Consider the following 16,711-nt stretch of genomic DNA (forward strand, 5'->3'; position numbering starts at 1 on the left):
TGATGGACTGGCGCCAGAACCGCCCGCTCACTGGCGTGCGCTATCTATTGGAAACCGCCCAGGCCGTTGGCGTGGACATCCAGGCTTGCCTGATCGGTAGCGCCATCAGCAGTGCAGCGCTGCAACAACGTAATGCCCAGATCGAGGCCTGGCAGGAGCTGGCGGTAATCCGCAACCTGATCGAGCATGCCGGTCGGCCTGGGCTGGGCTTTATCGCCGGGCAGCGTTACCACTTGACCTCGCTGGGGCTGCTGGGCTTCACCATGCTTGCCAGCCGCAGCCTCGACGAGGCATTTGCCACCTTCAGTCGCTTCCAGTTGTTGGCGTTGACCCTGTGTCCGGCGCACACCGAGCCTGATCGGCGAGGGATGTGGCTGTTGTTCGATGCCAGTGTATTGCCGCAGGATGCCCGAGCCTTCGTTATCGAGCGGGGACTGTCTGCCTGCCTGGGCGTGGCTGGCGAACTGCTGCAACGGCCGATTGAGCCTCTGGCGGTAGAGATGATGAGCCGCGCACCCACGGACCTGAGTGCCTTGCAGCGCGACTTTCCTTACCCGCTGCGTTTTGATGCCAGGCGCAATGGCATCCTGTTTTCCCATGCGGACCTGAAGTTCAAGCTGCCACAGGCCCACATCAGCGCCCATAGTGAAGGTGAGCAACTGTGCGAGCGCCTGTGCCTGGAAATTTCCCATAGCCTGGCCAGGGCCATGACCGCACGGTTGGTACAGCAGGTGTTGATTCGTGATTCGGCCAGCTTGCTCAGCAGTCGCACAGTGGCCGAGCGACTTGGCTTGTCCGAGCGTACCCTGCATCGGCGTTTGGCGAGTGAGGGGCATTCCTTCCAGCAGCTTAACGAGCAGATCAAGCAGCGCCTGGCCGAACGCCTGCTGAGCGACTCAGCGCTGGATCTCAACAGTATCGCCCAACGTCTGGGATACGCCGAAGCCGCCAGTTTCTCGCGCGCCTTCAGCCGCTGGACAGGCTGCCCGCCCGGGCAGTGGAAGCGACAGGGGCAATAGTCGGGCGCCGGCTTCGAACCAACCCCCAGAAACAACAAGGCCCCGTTCGATGACGAGGCCTGCTTGCGATGGATCTGGAGCGGGTAGAGGGAATCGAACCCTCATCTAAAGCTTGGGAAGCTTTCGTTCTACCACTAAACTATACCCGCTTGGCACGTCTTGTTTGCGACGTCCGCTTTTGCGGGTGACTTTGTACCAGATGTTCAGGGGAAATTGAAGCGCTAGGGATGGCTATTTCTCCGGTTCGCCGATGGACAGCCCCTGATAAAGCCGGAACATCACTTTTCAGGGGCCGCCTTGGTACTTGCTTTCATCGGTTAAACCGCGATGGCTTGTGGTTGGGCATGGTAGCGAATGTGGCGCTGTGTTGTGTGCTGCAGGAAGTTCAGCAGCAGGGTTTTGCTCTGCTGGCAGGCGCTCTTGTGTTCCATGTCGAGGAAGTGCCCGGCATCTTCGATGGTCGCGAACTGGCAGTCATCCAGATAGTCGGCGAATACGCGCACGTCTTGCCCGGTGGTGTATTCATCCTTCTCGCCATTGACGAACAGCAGCGGCACATTGATGCGCGCCAGGTATTCCATCTGGCAGTGAGCCTCCATGCGCACGACCTGGTTGATATGCGCGTGCATTTGCAGGTACTCGTGCTCGTCGAGCTGGCTGATATGGCGATAGTTGTAGCGCTTGAACAGCGAGGGCAGATGCTTGCCTATTGTGTCATTGACCAAGTGGCCGACACCGTCGCGATCAACTGCCTTGAGGTAGATCAGGCCTTTTTCCAGGTAGTCGAGCATTGGCTCGTTGAGCAGTGGCGAGAAGGAGCTGATCACCGCTTTCTCGATGCGCTCGGGACATTTGGCCAGCGCCAGCATCGCCGCGACGCCACCCCAGGAAAATGACATCAGGTAGCTGGCTTCGAAGTGTTCGATGAGCTCAAGCAATATGTTGGCCTCATCTTCCTTGCTGATCGGCTGATGGTTGCTGTTATGCGCCTTCGATTGCCCTGCATAGGGTTGATCGTAGAGCACCACATTGAACTGTGGTTGCAGGTACTTAACCGTTTGCGCGAATGAGGAGGTAGTCGCCAGGGAGCCGTTGACCAAGATGATGGTCTTGCGGGCCATTGGGTTGGCGTAGAACTCGGTGTGTACCTTGAACGTCCTGTGAACATCGACGACAGCGTTGATTGGCTTCATGTCGTTTCCTCTCGGCGCAATCCAAACCATGGCCTACGCATAGGCGTAAACCGAACTAGAGCAGGACAGTAGGTAAACGCCTGGACGTGACAAAGCGATGTCAGACGTGGATTTTATTGGATTATTTTTGATCAATCGGTAAGGGCTGAAATAGAGCAGCCGCCCCGCAGCCGGTCAGCTGTGGAGGGTGTCTTGTAACCAGGCAGGAACCCAATTTGCGCAGAGCGCAAGAAACCAAAAGAGCGCTTAGATGGTGTTTGTGACTGTCCAGTCACTTTTCACCTTGTGATTGGATTTAAGCAGTCGCCTGTGGTGCTGACAAGCATTTATTTGAGCGATTGCTTGCCGTTTATCGGTGGCGGATAAATCAGCACTGGTGAGTTTGTCGCAGAGTCTGGTTAGACGCTGGCAATTTCGTCTGCTGTCAGTGCGCGATACTGGCCGGGTGTGAGCCGCGGGTCGAGCGTTATGGCACCTATGCGCTCACGATGCAGGCCGGTGACTTTGTTCTGAAAGTGGCCGAACATGCGCTTGACCTGATGATAACGGCCTTCATGCAACCACAGCCGCGCGTTGTAGGTGGCCAGGATCTCAAGCCTGGCGGGCAGGGTGGTGAGGTCTTCGAACTTGAAGTACATGCCGGCCGCAAAGCTGTCGATGTAGTGCGCTTCAATCGGCTGTTCAGTCGAGACCCAATAGACCTTGGGCTGCTTGCTGGTGGGTTGGGTCACACGGCGCGACCATTGCCCGTCATTGGTTATCAACAACAGGCCACTGGTGTTGAGGTCGAGGCGACCGGCCAGGTGCAGTTCGTGCTTGTCCGGTTCATTGAGCAAGTCGATGACGGTCTGGTGCCCTGGGTGTTCAGTCGCGCTGACCACGCCGATCGGTTTGTTAAGCATGAAGTAGCGTGCTGGCCTGCCCGCCTGGACGATTTGATCATCCAGCTCAACCCGATTAAAAAACCTGATATCGCAGCGCGAGTCCCGGCAGCACAAGCCATCAACCCGCACCCGGCCACTGGCAATAAGCTGGCGCACGTCCTGGCGGTTCAGGCTCGGCAGGTTGCTGAGGATTCGGTCGAGACGCATTGGCTCACTTATGGGCGGTTTGGGGCGTTTTATTGTTGTTATCTGTGGCTGCGAGGCCTTTGGCGCAACGCGGACAAATACAGCGGCGGTCAATACCCGGCGGAATTTTTTCCAGCACTTCGGGCGGGATCTTTTCGGCAAAGCACCAGCAGCTTGCAACCGGCGATGGCACGCCAGCTTGCGCACACTGGTTGAGCTGACCGCACAAGGGGCAAGTGCTTGCGGAATTGTTCATGGCTGAATATCAATAACCAGCGAGTGACCAGGATGGCAGCAGTATAAAGCGCTTCAGCTGGTTGTAGCGCAAAACCGTTGGCTGACACTGCACTGCGCATGATGCTTGCGGGTCGATCATGCGCAGTGCCGCCGACTAGGCCTTGGTTTGCATATAGGCTCGCCAGCCACCCAGTTCGGTAATGTTCTGCGCGCCTTCGATACCCTGTGGCTCGCAGATAAAGCCAACCTCCCAACGGCCATCCGCCAGCTGTACTTTTCCCAGGCCAAGGGGCGCAGGGATGCCGCAGAGAAAGGAACCCAGCTCGCTGCTCGGCAGTTCCCAGACTTCTACCTCGATTGCCGCGCCACCCTCTGCTACACGTACCATGCCGGGACGATATGGCGGGCCGCCCGCCAGCGCATAAAGCTGATAGTCAGGCGAGCTGCGCGTTACCTCAAGCAGCCTTGCACCGCGATTGAGCAGTTGCCAGTTCAAGGGGAAGCCTTGCAAGTGCGCGCCGCACACCACAACACGGACCAGGTCATTGCCTGCCGGATTCACTGGCAGGCTGCAGTCTGCAGGGCGATCACCACACAGCGGCAGCCTGTGCTGGTGCTGTAAGGCATTGGCGATGCTGAGCAGGTACTGATCGGTAAACACGCGGCCAAACAGGGTCACGCCCCAAGGCAAGCCGTTATTCATAAAACCTGCTGGAACGGCGACCGCCGCATAGTCGAGCATGTTCATGAAGTTTGTGTAGTAGCCAAGGTCCGAGTTGCGCGCGACCGGCTCGGCATGCAGTTCAGCCAGTGTCACCGGGCGCGGATACGCAGGCGTCAGGACGCAGTCAACACTGTCCATGATTGGCTGGCAGATCGCCTTGAGCGCCTGCAGGCGATACTGCGAGCGAAAGGCATCGACCGCCGTGGTGCCGGGCGCTTTGGCAAGCACGGCATGGATCACCGGCAAGACCGCCTCTGGTTGCGCTTCGATCAATTCACCGGCGACGCTGTAGCGTTCCGCCACCCAGGGCCCTTCATAGAGCAGGCGTGCCGCCTCCAGAAAGGGCGAGAAGTCGATTTCGACCGCTTCACCACCCAGCGCCTGGAGCCGCTCAATGGTGGCTGCAAACAGGGCTGGGCTTTCGCTGCAACCCAGGAACTCAAGCTGCCTGGGCACGCCAAAACGGAAGGGGCGAGGAGTACCGAAGGCATTGGCCGAGTTCCACATGGGGTTGGCGCGGCTGTATTCGTCGCGAGGGTCCAGCGCTGCGGTCAGGGCCAGTAGCTGGCTGGCTTCCGCTGCCGAGGCGGTGAAAAAGGTTACGCAATCCAGGGTGCGGCAGGCGGGTACCACTCCGGCTGTCGAGATCAGCCCTTTACTGGCTTTGAGGCCGACCAGGTTGTTCAGCGCGGCCGGAACGCGGCCTGATCCTGCAGTATCGGTGCCCAAGGCAAAGCTGGCGAGGCCCAGGGCGACAGCCAGTGATGAGCCTGCGCTGGAGCCGCCGGATGGATAATCCGGGTGTACGCTGTTACGGCATTCGCCGTAGGGTGAGCGTGTACCGTTGAGGCCGGTGGCAAATTGATCGAGATTGGTTTTGCCCATGGGCACTGCACCCAGGGCGATTAACTGCTCAACAATGGTGGCGCTTTGCGTTGGTGTATAGGCAAATGCCGGGCAAGCAGCAGTGGTCGGAATACCGGCTAAATCGATATTGTCCTTGATCGCAAAGGGCACGCCGTAGAGCGGCAACTCATCTGGCGAGCGGCTATCGAGCGCCGCCAGATAAGGTTCCTGTTCGGCCTCCGTCAGCAAATGGATAAACAGGTTGAATTCAGGGTTCAGCGCCACTGCTTGTTCGCGCAGAGCAGCGATGAGATGGCGCGGTGTCAGCCTCTGGTTTTTGTAGGCGCTACCCAAGGCGCTGAGGCGTAGGTCAAATTGATGCTTCATCGTCATAATTCCCATGCTGAGTGAGCCCGCCAGGGCCTGCTTGCAGGTCTTGACTGGCGGGCCGGGCGCAAATGATTAAGGGTTACTGTTCGAGCACCGCAACCCGCTGGCCTGCTCGAATCGCAGACCCCGGCTGTACGCTGATGCTCTTGATGATGCCGTCGTGCGGAGCGAGCAATGGGATCTCCATCTTCATCGATTCGAGAATCACCAGCACATCGCCAGCGTTGACGCGGCTGCCTTCGCTGACCTGAACCTGCCAAAGGTTGCCCGCAATATGACTTTCTATCGCATGTTGCCCGGCGCTCAAGGGTGTTTCTTCGAGCTGTTCTGGAATGGCCTCTTCGCTATCAAAATGGGCCTGGCCGCTGTCTATCCAGCGCTGACGCTCGGCGTCGAAGGCATTGCGTTGCTGACTGCGAAATGCAGCGATCCCGTCGGCTTCGCTGGCCAGGAATTGTTGGTAGTCAGCCAGTGACAACTGGCTGTGCTCGATGCTCAGGTCGAAGCGCCCCAAGGGGAAGTCGCGACGAATTTTCAGCAGTTCCTCAGGTCTGACCGGATAGAAGCGGATTTGGTCGAAGAACCTCAGCAGCCAGGGTTTGCCCTGGAATGCAGCCACCTCGCGATAGCGATTCCACATCTGCAATGTGCGCCCGACAAATTGATACCCTCCCGGGCCTTCCATGCCATAGACGCACATGTAAGCCCCGCCGATGCCAACTGAGTTTTCTGCCGTCCAGGTGCGCGCCGGGTTGTACTTGGTGGTGACCAGGCGGTGGCGCGGGTCGAGCGGTGTGGCTACCGGCGCGCCGAGATAAACGTCGCCAAGGCCCATGACCAGATAGCTGGCTTCAAATACCGTGCGGTATACCTGGTCGAGATTTTCCAGATCATTGATGCGGCGGATGAACTCCAGGTTGCTTGGGCACCAGGGCGCATCCTTGCGTACTGTGGTCATGTATTTTTCGATTGCCAGTTGGCAGGCCGGGTCATCCCAGGACAATGGCAAATGGACAATCCGCGAAGGCACTGTCAGGTTTTGGCTGGCACAGACGGCGTCCCATTCACCGGCGACAATCGCCAGCAAGTCATCAAGGCTCAGCGTCTCGGGCTGATAGTGCACTTGCAGCGAACGAATGCCGGGCGTCAGGTCGATTACGCCCGCCAGTGCTTTGCTCTCCAGCGCCTGCATCAGGGCATGGGCGCGAAAGCGCAAGACCAGGTCCAGTTCCGGTGCGCCGATCTCCAACAGCAAGTGAGTGTCACCGGAAAGCCGTGCGACCAGTCGGGTATCGTCCTGGCCCAGGTCAAGCACAATTGGCGAGGCCAGTAAGACAGGGTTGGCCGGCGTCTCCCAGTTGCTCAAGGATGCGGCGTAGGTTTGCGCACTCAATGCGTCGAGCTCACTGAGGCGTGACTGTGCCAAGGCCCGGGCGCTGTTGATGTCGACAGCGGTGAAGCGGACCTTGTCGCCCGCCTTGAGCTGACCCAGTTGCCACAGGTCGGCTTCGATGATGGTCACCGGGCAAACAAAGCCCCCAAGGCTTGGGCCGTCGGGGCCGAGGATTACCGGCATGTCGCCTGTGAAGTCGACCGCACCTACGGCGTAGGGGTTGTCATGGATATTCGACGGATGCAAACCCGCTTCGCCGCCGCTGTCACGTACCCATTGCGGTTTCGGGCCGATCAGGCGTACGCCGGTGCGACTGGAGTTGAAGTGAACCTCCCAGGCGGTGTTGAAAAAGGTGTTGATGTAGTCTTCGCTGAAATATTCCGGTGCGCCATGGGGGCCATAAATCACCCGGAGTTCGCGCACGGCAGGGAGTTCGCAGCACAGCGCTGCTGGCAGGCGTTCGCCGTAGCTGGCTTGGGTTAGCTTGGCAATGTGCAAGACATCACCTGCACGTAATGCCCGGCCACCATGGCCGCCGAACTGGCCGAGGGTGAAGGTACTTTTGCTGCCCAGGTAATCGGGTACATCAATGCCGCCGCGCACGCACAGGTAGCTGCGCGCGCCACTGCCCTGGATGCTGCCAATGCTCAAGACGTTGCCAGCATTGATTTTTATGGCCGTGTGCAGCGGCTGGTCAACACCGTCGAGTTGCAAGTCGATGGCCGCGCCGGTCACGGCAATCACCGCGTCCGTGTTAAAACGCAGGCTTGGCCCGCCCATGGTGATTTCCAATGCTGACGCACCGGGGGAATTACCCAGCAGACGGTTACCCAGCCGCAGCGCACGATCATCCATTGGCCCTGATGGCGGGACGCCAACCGCCCAGTAGCCGAGTCGGCCGGGATAGTCCTGCACGCTGGTTTGGGTGCCAGCACTGAGCACCTCAATGGTCTCGGCTTGATAGCGCAAACCCTCAAGGCAGCGGGTCCAGGGCTGGCCATCGACAAAGGGGCCGTAGCCGAGGATCTGGCGCAGATAGTCGCGGTTGTTCTCAACCCCATACAGCGTGGTTTGGCCCAGTGCATCCGCTAGCGCGCTGCGTGCGGACTCACGTTCAGGTGCCCAGCAAATCAGCTTTGCGATCATCGGGTCGAAGTAGGCGGGGATTTCACAGCCAGCCTCAACCCAGGTGTCGATACGCAGGGCCTTGCCATCAGCCTCGGGAAAACCAACCGTTGTCAGCAAACCGGGGCTCGGCTGAAAGTCGCGGCCCGGGTCCTCGGCATAAACACGCGCCTGGATGGCATGGCCGCTTGGCTTGAGCTGCCCTTGCAGTTGTGCCAGCGGCGCCAGTTCGCCAGCGGCTAGTTCGATCATCCAGCCGACCAAGTCTACACCCCAGACCTGCTCGGTGACGCCGTGCTCGACTTGTAGACGGGTGTTGACTTCGAGAAAGTAAAAGCGCTCGGCCTTGCTGTCGTAGACAAACTCCACGGTGCCGGCACTGCGGTAATTGATTGCCTTGGCCAGCTTGATCGCTGCCGCGCACAGTTCCAGGTCCATGCCGCTTGGCAGGTTGGGCGCAGGGGTTTCCTCGATGACTTTCTGGTTGCGCCGTTGCACCGAGCAATCGCGCACGCCAAAGGCGAGCACTTCACCAAGGCCGTCACCGAATATTTGCACTTCAAGGTGGCGTGCATGCTCGATGTATTTTTCGATAAACACGCCACTATCGCTGAAATTGTTCTGGCCCAGGCGTTTGACGGTTTCAAAGGCATCCGCAAGTTCCTCGGCATCACGGCAAACGCGCATGCCAATGCCACCGCCGCCGGCCGTACTTTTAAGCATCACCGGGTAACCGACGCTTGCCCCTGCGCCCAGCGCTGCTTCGATATTTTCCAGTAGCCCAGTGCCTTCAAGCATTGGCACGCCTTGCGCTTTGGCCAGGGCGCGGGCGGTATGTTTAAGGCCAAAGATCCGCAGTTGTTCAGGCGTTGGTCCGACAAAGGCGATACCGGCTGCCTCGCAGGCTTCAGCAAATGCGGCGTTTTCAGAGAGAAAACCATAGCCTGGGTGAATCGCAGTGGCCCCGGACTCGCGGGCAATCGCCAGGACTTTCTGGACGTGCAAATAGGTGTCGGCGGCGGGGCCATCGCCCAGGCTGAATGCCTCGTCGGCTTGTTGGATATGCAGGCTGGCGGCGTCGGCTTCGGCGTACAGCGCAACGCCTTGGCAACCAAGGCTGCGCAAGGTGCGCAGGATGCGGCAGGCAATGGCGCTACGGTTGGCAATTAATACTTTGTTGAACATCTTGCGTCCCTCGAAAGGGCAGCGGGTCGTCCCGCTGTGAGTGATCTGCGCCACGGTCGTCCGCGGCTGAATGTTGGATGTGGTTCTATTCGGCGCGCTGTTGCGGCTTTGTCGGCGATGGCTTTTCAGGCGGCTGCAAGCACTGGCCTGAACGGCTTTGACACAGGCTGAACAGCCACTGGCGCAGCCGTGCGTTGATCAGTCCCATATCAATACCTCGGCAGGTGTCGGGTTGTAGGCGTTACAGGGGTTGTTGAGCTGCGGGCAGTTGGAAATCAGTACGATGATGTCCATCTCGGCGCGTAACTCGACATATTTTCCGGCTGCGGAAATACCGTCTTCAAAGGTCAAGCCACCTTGCGGCGTGACCGGCACGTTCATGAAGAAGTTGATGTTGGCGCTGATGTCGGCTTTATTCAGGCGCCCATCGTGCAGGCTCGCGCGCAGGAAGTTGTCGCGGCAGCTGTGCATGTAGCGCTTGTCCAGGGCGTAGCGCACGGTGTTGCTTTCTTGTGCACAAGCGCCACCGAGGGTGTCGTGGCGGCCACAGGTGTCAGCGGTGATGGTCAGCATTGGCTGACCGAGGTTGGAGTACAGCACGGTGCCGGTGGTCAGGTAGACGCGGTTCTGTTTGCGCAGTGTGCGTTGCACGTCATAGCGCTCGCGCGGATTACGCGCGCTATAGAACAAGGTATCGACCGCCTGATTGCCTTCAAGGTCGAGCAAACGCAAGGTTTGTCCGGCTTTGACTTCGGTCATGAAGGGTTCGCCAGCGCCAATCCGGGCACGGAAGACGGCGGCCTCGGGATGATTGTTGCTGTGTATCAGGCTGTTTGGCTGCTCAGACATGGGCCGCTCCTCAGATATAAAGGCGTTCAGTGTTATGGAAGGCGCGTGCGTTTTCTTCGCGCGAGGTGCGGCAGAGCACGCTGATACCGTCGCTTTCGACCTTGTGCCAGCTCAGTTTTAGCGGTTTTGGGGCATAGTTCGGGTTGGGGTCCATCGGGTGTTGCAGCGCGGTGAGTACCACCAGGGTGTCCATCGGTGCATAGAGTTCGATGTAGTCGCCGGCTTGCGAGTTGTCCGGCTCGAACTGGAAGCAGCCATCGTGGTCGACACTGACCCGGCTGAACAGGTTGAGGCACATCAGCAGGTCTTGCTGGTTGAGATTCCACTTGCCCATCTCAACCAGCAAGTTATCCACGCCATTGCGATAGAAGCCGTTGCGCAAGGCTTGATAGCTGCCTTCGCCGTATTTCTCGGCCACTTCCCGGGCGTTGAGTACGCCGCCAAAACTGTCGTGCCAGCCGCAGGTGTCGGCGGTGATGGCGGCCAGCACCCGGCCCATGTCCGAATACAGGCAATGGCCGCTGGTGAGCTTGGCGGTGTGCTGGCCTTTGAGCGTATCGGGCAGGCTCAAGCGTTCGCTTTTCTCGTTGGCATTGAGCAGTATCATGCTGGCATTGGCGTTGCCTTCAAGGTCGGTGATCCGCAGCAGTTGGCCGCGCTTGAGGACAAAGGAGGTGTGGCCACCGCCGGGGACAAACTCTTCGTACAGGGTCGGGCGAAAGCTTAATGAGGCAGTCATCAAAAACTCCTTAGACAGCAGGTTGCAGGCTGGCGGCAACGTGCGCAGGTAGCTCATCGAACACTGCGCGGTTGGCGCGGCGCTGGGGGTTGAGCGGGATGTCGTAGGTAATGCGTGCACCAAAGGCATTAGGTGCGTGGGGATCAATGCGGGGCTTGTCGAACACCAGCAGGCGAGTGCCCAGGCTGAAGCCCTCGGCGAGGTCGTGGGTGACCATGAATACTGTGAGTTTGATCTCGTTCCACAACTCCAGCAGCAGGGTGTGCATATCTTTGCGAATGCCAGGGTCCAGCGCACCGAAGGGCTCATCAAGCAGCAACACCCGGGGCTTCATGATCAGGGCTTGGGCAATGGCCAGGCGCTGTTGCATGCCGCCAGAGAGTTGGCTTGGGTATTTGTCCAGCGCGTGACCCAAACCGACCTTGGTCAGCAACTCGGCAGCCTGTTCGCGTGCTTCACGTTTGGCATTGCCAAACAGTCGGCCGAGCAGGGGCGATTGCACTAACTCCAGGCCGATCGCCACGTTGTCCAGCACGCTGAGGTGGGCAAACACCGAATAACGCTGGAAGACCACGCCACGACTGGCATCCGGCTCGCCCGCCAAGGGTTTGCCCGCAAGCAGGATTTGTCCTTTGCTCGGCCGCTCCTGACCGAGCAGCAAGCGCAGGAAGGTTGACTTGCCGCAGCCAGAGGCTCCGACCAGGGTGCAGAACTCGCCTTCGCTGATCGACAGGTTTAGCCGCTCAAGCACCACTTGGTCGGCGTATTGCTGCCAGACGTTGGTCACTTCAATAAAGTTGTTGTGCTGGGCCTGGGTCATGCCTTGGCTCCTTCGTACCATGGGAATGCCAGGCGTGCGACCTGGCGTAGCCCAAGGTCCATGAGCCAGGCTAGAAGGGTGATCCAGATGACATAGGGCACTATCACATCCATGGCCAGGTAGCGACGTACCAGGAATATCCGGTAACCGAGCCCGTCGGTGCTGGCGATGGCTTCGGCTGCGATCAGGAACAGCCAGGCCGAGCCCAGTACCAGTCGCAGCGCAATCAGCAGGCGCGGCAGCAAATGGGGCAGGACCACACGCAGCATCAGGGTCCAGGTATTGGCGCCGAGGGTTTGCGCCTTGATCAGCAATTCAGTGGGAATTTCACGGGCACGTTGTTCAAGGTCGCGGGCCAGCACCGGGGTGATGCCAATGACGATCAGCATCACTTTGGACAGCTCGCCCAAGCCAAAGACGATGAACAGAATCGGCAGGATCGCCAGCGGTGGCACCATCGACAATACCGTGAGCAAGGGTGATAAGGGGGCGCTGAGCAGTGGCAGCGTACCTGCAGCCATACCCAGGCACAGGCCAACCAGCGCAGCGATGCCAAGGCCCATACCCAGGCGCTTCAGGCTCGATAAAGTATCCTGCCAGAACAGGTAGTTACCGCTGCGTTTGTCTTCGGTGAACGCCAGGCGATCTACCGCTGCCACCATCTGCGTGGCGCTGGGCAGCAACTTGTCGTTGGCGTTTTCCGCGAGGCGATTGGCCGATCCGACAAAGTAGGCGAACAGCAACAGTGCGAACGGTAGCAACACCAGCATCAATCGACCGGCTCTGTCTGGGTGGCGGTTGATTAAGCGCATTAAGTCATCCCGTATCAGGTGACGCCTCTGCGGCTCGGCAGATCAGTGGCCGAACCGCAGTTGCGATGGGTTACAGGCTGTTATCTGCCGCCATTTGCATATAGCTTGGGTCGAAACGCAGCTTGATATTGCTCTTGTCGCCGGTGCTCACGCCCTTGGCAAAGCTCATGCCGACCGCTTCGGCAGATTGCGCACCTTCACCGAGCAGGCCATGGTTGAACGAGAACTCGGCCACTTTGCTCATGGTTGCGGGCAATTTCGGGCTGTTGGCGAAGGCCACCGCGTCGCTGGCGCTGTAGAACATTTTGGTGGCGGCAAGCTGTGATTCGTAACCGGCCAGGTCGGTGCCTGAAGCCTTGGCCATGCTTTCGCGTGCGGCCTTGCCTTCAGGGCTGTCGGCGCTCATGGTGGCCATCACTTCATACCAGGCACCCGTGAGGGCCTTGCCGAAGTTGGGGTTGTCTTTCAAGGTGTCGCTGTTGACCACCATGAGATCGATGATTTCGCCCGGGATCTTGCTTGAGTCAAAGACCTTGGTGACGTTGGGCGTGGCCTCAATTTCGGCCAGCAGCGGGTTCCAGGTAGTGACAGCCTTTACGTCATCGGTCTGGAAGGCCGCGACCATATCGGCGTCTGAGGTGTTGACCACCTTGAGGTCTTTTTCGCTGAGGTCGGCGCGTTCAAGGCCGCGTGCCAGCAGGTAGTGTGAAACCGACAGCTCCACCAGGTTGACGGGCATGCCTTTGAGGTCAGCCAGGGTTTTGTTGGCGCCCTTGATCACCACGCCATCGTTGCCATTGGAGAAATCGCCGATGACCAGCGCGGTGGAATCAACGCCTCCGGCGGCAGGAATGGTGAGCGCATCCATGTTGGTCATGGTGCAGCCGTCAAACTGGCCGGCGGTATATTGGTTGATGGACTCGACGTAATCGTTGATTTGCACCACATCAATATTGATGTCGTATTTTTTCGCCCATTTATCGACGATGCCTTGTGCCTTGGCATATTCCCAAGGCATCCAGCCGGCATAGATGGTCCAGCACACACTGAAATTGTCTTTCTGGGCTGCGGGGGCGTTGATGCTGATCGCGACCGCTAAACCAGCAGCCAATAGGGAGAACAGACGGGGTGTACGCATGTGGAACCTCCAGTTCGAATTTGGGCGGGCAGGAGTTCGCGGCGGATCCTCAAATGAGGCGCGTTCTCCCGGGCTTTTATCCCGCCGTGTAACCTCACTGGAGGTCGCCAACTCTCGGACCAGCCACTCATCGAACCATCGATGAGCCGGAACCCTAGTCAGCCATTTGCAAATTGTCAGCCGCGTCCCCGCAACGTTTGGCGCTGGCGGGGTTGTCCTGCTTCAAGTTAGCTAAAGCGAACATCGTGCCAGTTGAGACGAGGCTTCTAGAATGTGGTGTTGCGCAATGAACCTTGTGTCAGGGGCCGCTTTTTGCATCGCAATGGTGCGTTTATGACTGCGAGTGCTGCGATGCGGGGCAAGCTAGTCCACTGGGTCGTTATCGCTCATCAGGGTCAATGTGCGGGCTACGGCCACGGCAATGAACATCACCCCGGCGAAGGCCTCCGCACCGGCCAGCAGGCGTGCCCCCGGGGCTAGTGCATGTATGTCGCCATAGCCCACGGTGGTCAGGGTAACCAGGCTGTAGTAGACAAAGTCATGCAGTTCAAGGGGGCCGTGTTCGCTCCAGAATGCATTGGGTACAAAGCTGTTGATGACGTGGAATGATGCGGCGAAGGCCAGTGCCAGTTGCAGGTACAGGGCGAGCAGGCCATAGAGCAGTTCCTGGGTGACCGGGCGCTGGTGAATGACTCGGTTGAACAGTGCATAGACCACCAGCATGTAAAAGGCGATCAAGCCAAAGCCATCACTGAGCGGGCCGGGCATGACGATGTACTTTTCCAGGAAAAACAAGCTCAGGTTCACTATGCCCAAAGCCAGCGCAATTCTCAGCAGTACGCCTTTGTGGCGCAGGGTGTTCATGGCGGATAACACCAAGAGCGAAAAGGCCGTCCACTTCAAGGCAAGATTTGGCGCCGGCCAACCGCTGACGCTGGTGAGCAAGACGCTACTGGCAAACAACAGGCGAAATCGGTAGCGCAGCAAAAAAGCGTTGATCACTGAAAAATCCCTATGAAAGTCTGACTGAGCCAAATTAGTCATACAGTATATAAGGATATTTATGGACGAGCCCTGTTGGTCAAGTACAGCGCTTGTCCAATTGCACTTAATCGATAAACAGCTGCTGGATCACCGAGAAGTCCTGCTTGCCTTTGCCTTGCTTGAGCAGCATGCGGTAGAGCTGCAAGGCCAGGGCACCCATTGGCGCACTGTTGCCAAAGTGTTGCGCCGTTTCCTGAGCAAGGCCCAGGTCCTTGGTCATTAATTCAGCCATGAAGCCGCCACTGTAGCCTTTGCTGGCCGGAACATTGGCCATGACGCCTGGCCAGGGATTGTATTTTTCCAGCGTCCAGTTCCCCCCTGAACTCTGGCGCATGATCTCGGCCAGCGTTGCCGGGTCCAGGCCGTTGGCAACGCCCATTGCCATGGCTTCCGCTGTGGCGATCATCTGCACCGCCAAGACCTGGTTGTTGCACACCTTGGCCACTTGGCCGGCTCCGTCGGGGCCGGCATGGAAAATATTCTTGCCCATCAACTCGAAGATCGGTCGTGCCTGTTCAAGATGCTCGACTTTACCGCCAATCATGAATGTCAGCGTGCCCGCCGCCGCGCCCGCCGTGCCGCCAGAAACCGGCGCATCCAGCAGAGGGATATTCCGCTCAGCGGCAGCCTGGTGCACCTTGCGCGCAGACTCAGGGGCAATGGTGGAACACTCCAGCACCAGGGTGCCGGGTTGCAGGCTGCCAAACAGGCCCGACTCGCCCAGGTACAAGCCCTCGACGTGACGACTGGCGGGCAGCATGCTGACGACGATTTCTGCGCCCTGCACGGCGTCATGCGCGCTTTTGGCAGCTGTCGCACCTTCTCCGGCAAGCTCAGCAACGGATGCTTCAAGCAAGTCGAAGACGCGCAAGGCATGCCCTGCGCGGAGCAGGTTGCGGGCCATTGGCAGGCCCATATTACCCAGACCGATAAAGGCGATAGTTGTCATTGTTATTTTCCTTATCTGTTAAGTACAACTTCTACAGGTCGGCCAGCGGGTGGTCGCCTTGCCAGACCGGTTCAAAGTGCGCGGCGAGGGTTTCCGGGCTGATGCTGGCGATGTCCGGCCAGTGCCATTTGGGCGCTTGATCCTTGTCGATCAGGCGGGCACGTACGCCTTCAGGGAATTCCGGGTGACGACAGCAATTGAGGCTCATGGCGTACTCCATGCGAAACACCTCGGCCAGCGACAGGTGCCTGGCGCGGGCAATCTGCTCCCAGACCAGATACGCCGTCAGTGGGCAACCGCCCGCCAGGGTTTTGGCTGCGCGGGCCAGCAACTTGTCGTCATCGTTTTGCAGCGCGAGCAATGCGTTGTAGGCGCTGGGTAAGTCGGCCTGGTCGAGTAGCTGGTCAATGCGCGAGCGTCGCGGCAGCCACTGTGCCTCGGGCATTTCAGCAATGGCTTGTTGTTCAAGGGCTTTGAGCAGGCTGTGCAATTGGGTTTCAGGCTGGATTTGCCAGTTGAGCTGGATCAGGCCATCAAGCAATGCGTCCTGTTGGCTATCGAGCAAAAAGCGATCAGCCAGATCCAGGTCCAGGGCATCGCGCGCATTCATGCCGCTGGCGGTCAGGCCAAAGAACAAGCCAAGCGCCCCTGGCATTCTCGCCAGGAACCAGCTGCCGCCAACGTCGGGGTACAAGCCGATGTTGATTTCAGGCATGCCCAAGCGACTCGAAGGCGTAACGATTCGCGTGCTGGCGCCTTGCATCAGGCCCATGCCACCGCCCAGAACATGGCCATGGGCCCAGCAGATAAAGGGTTTGGGGAAGGTGTGGATGCGGTAGTCGAGGCGGTATTCATCGGCAAAAAAACGCCTTGCCAGTGGCGGTACCTGGTTGGGATGCGCGCGGCATTCCTCGACCAGTTGCACCACATCACCACCGGCGCAAAAGGCTTTTGGACCATTGCCGCGCAGCATGACGCAGGCGATTTGCGGGTCATCTGCCCACGCGGCGAATTGGCTGTCGAGCGCTTCAATCATCGGCAGCGTCAGTGCATTCAGGCTCTTCTCTGCATCCAGGGTCGCCACCCCAATACTGACGCCGTGCAGGCTGGGAAACTCTTCAAAAGTTACGTTCATCGGTTATCCATTATGCTTATCAGGGCTGGATCAGTTTCCAGCC

General features: G+C 58.9%; 14 protein-coding genes, 1 tRNA gene and 1 riboswitch. Of the genes, 1 reads left to right on the top strand and 14 read right to left on the bottom strand.

The features are described 5' to 3' along the window. The first annotated feature begins 2 nt into the window (after window positions 1–2). The gene (locus tag CHB79_RS00390; RefSeq protein WP_010484351.1) at window positions 3–1,019 is read left to right on the top strand and encodes an AraC family transcriptional regulator; all 1,017 of its coding nucleotides are present in this window, start codon (window positions 3–5) and stop codon (window positions 1,017–1,019) included. Between the two features lie 75 nt (window positions 1,020–1,094). Here CHB79_RS00390 and CHB79_RS00395 read toward each other — a convergent pair. The 14 genes from CHB79_RS00395 to CHB79_RS00460 form a co-directional block, all read right to left on the bottom strand. Next, a tRNA-Gly gene (locus CHB79_RS00395) sits at window positions 1,095–1,168 on the bottom strand. Between the two features lie 168 nt (window positions 1,169–1,336). After that, a complete protein-coding gene (locus tag CHB79_RS00400; RefSeq protein WP_089358543.1) occupies window positions 1,337–2,212 on the bottom strand; it encodes an alpha/beta fold hydrolase in 876 nt (291 codons plus the stop codon). Window positions 2,213–2,610: 398 nt separating this feature from the next. After that, a complete protein-coding gene (locus tag CHB79_RS00405) occupies window positions 2,611–3,303 on the bottom strand; it encodes a pseudouridine synthase (RefSeq protein ID WP_010484353.1) in 693 nt (230 codons plus the stop codon). 4 nt (window positions 3,304–3,307) lie between these two features. Then, window positions 3,308–3,538, bottom strand: coding sequence for a cysteine-rich CWC family protein (locus CHB79_RS00410; protein WP_010484354.1), 231 nt, complete (start codon window positions 3,536–3,538; stop codon window positions 3,308–3,310). A gap of 135 nt (window positions 3,539–3,673) precedes the next feature. Continuing rightward, on the bottom strand, window positions 3,674–5,476 hold the full coding sequence (atzF, locus tag CHB79_RS00415; RefSeq protein ID WP_089359168.1) for an allophanate hydrolase: 1,803 nt from the start codon (window positions 5,474–5,476) through the stop codon (window positions 3,674–3,676). Window positions 5,477–5,558: 82 nt separating this feature from the next. Beyond that, window positions 5,559–9,182: an urea carboxylase gene (gene uca, locus CHB79_RS00420; RefSeq protein WP_089358544.1), complete on the bottom strand. Its 3,624-nt coding sequence runs from the start codon at window positions 9,180–9,182 to the stop codon at window positions 5,559–5,561. A gap of 198 nt (window positions 9,183–9,380) precedes the next feature. Continuing rightward, entirely contained in the window at window positions 9,381–10,031 is a 651-nt protein-coding gene (locus tag CHB79_RS00425; protein WP_089358545.1) for an urea amidolyase associated protein UAAP2, read from the bottom strand. A 10-nt stretch (window positions 10,032–10,041) separates the two neighbouring features. Next, on the bottom strand, window positions 10,042–10,770 hold the full coding sequence (locus CHB79_RS00430) for an urea amidolyase associated protein UAAP1 (protein ID WP_089358546.1): 729 nt from the start codon (window positions 10,768–10,770) through the stop codon (window positions 10,042–10,044). A 10-nt stretch (window positions 10,771–10,780) separates the two neighbouring features. Then, the gene (locus tag CHB79_RS00435) at window positions 10,781–11,590 is read right to left on the bottom strand and encodes an ABC transporter ATP-binding protein (RefSeq protein ID WP_089358547.1); all 810 of its coding nucleotides are present in this window, start codon (window positions 11,588–11,590) and stop codon (window positions 10,781–10,783) included. Beyond that, window positions 11,587–12,402, bottom strand: coding sequence for an ABC transporter permease (locus CHB79_RS00440; RefSeq protein WP_089358548.1), 816 nt, complete (start codon window positions 12,400–12,402; stop codon window positions 11,587–11,589). The genes CHB79_RS00435 and CHB79_RS00440 overlap by 4 nt, the downstream gene beginning before the upstream one ends. A 70-nt stretch (window positions 12,403–12,472) precedes the next feature. Beyond that, window positions 12,473–13,540, bottom strand: coding sequence for a putative urea ABC transporter substrate-binding protein (locus tag CHB79_RS00445; protein ID WP_089358549.1), 1,068 nt, complete (start codon window positions 13,538–13,540; stop codon window positions 12,473–12,475). A 63-nt stretch (window positions 13,541–13,603) separates the two neighbouring features. After that, window positions 13,604–13,709, bottom strand: a riboswitch (guanidine-I (ykkC/yxkD leader). A gap of 194 nt (window positions 13,710–13,903) precedes the next feature. Further along, the gene (locus tag CHB79_RS00450; RefSeq protein WP_176443111.1) at window positions 13,904–14,542 is read right to left on the bottom strand and encodes a potassium channel family protein; all 639 of its coding nucleotides are present in this window, start codon (window positions 14,540–14,542) and stop codon (window positions 13,904–13,906) included. Window positions 14,543–14,648: 106 nt separating this feature from the next. After that, on the bottom strand, window positions 14,649–15,533 hold the full coding sequence (gene mmsB, locus CHB79_RS00455; RefSeq protein WP_089358551.1) for a 3-hydroxyisobutyrate dehydrogenase: 885 nt from the start codon (window positions 15,531–15,533) through the stop codon (window positions 14,649–14,651). Window positions 15,534–15,564: 31 nt separating this feature from the next. Further along, window positions 15,565–16,668, bottom strand: a complete 1,104-nt coding sequence (locus CHB79_RS00460; RefSeq protein ID WP_089358552.1) for an enoyl-CoA hydratase/isomerase family protein — start codon at window positions 16,666–16,668, stop codon at window positions 15,565–15,567. Between the last annotated feature and the right edge of the window lie 43 nt (window positions 16,669–16,711).

It is taken from the genome of Pseudomonas segetis, from assembly GCF_900188155.1.
Taxonomy (GTDB): Bacteria; Pseudomonadota; Gammaproteobacteria; order Pseudomonadales; family Pseudomonadaceae; genus Aquipseudomonas; species Aquipseudomonas segetis.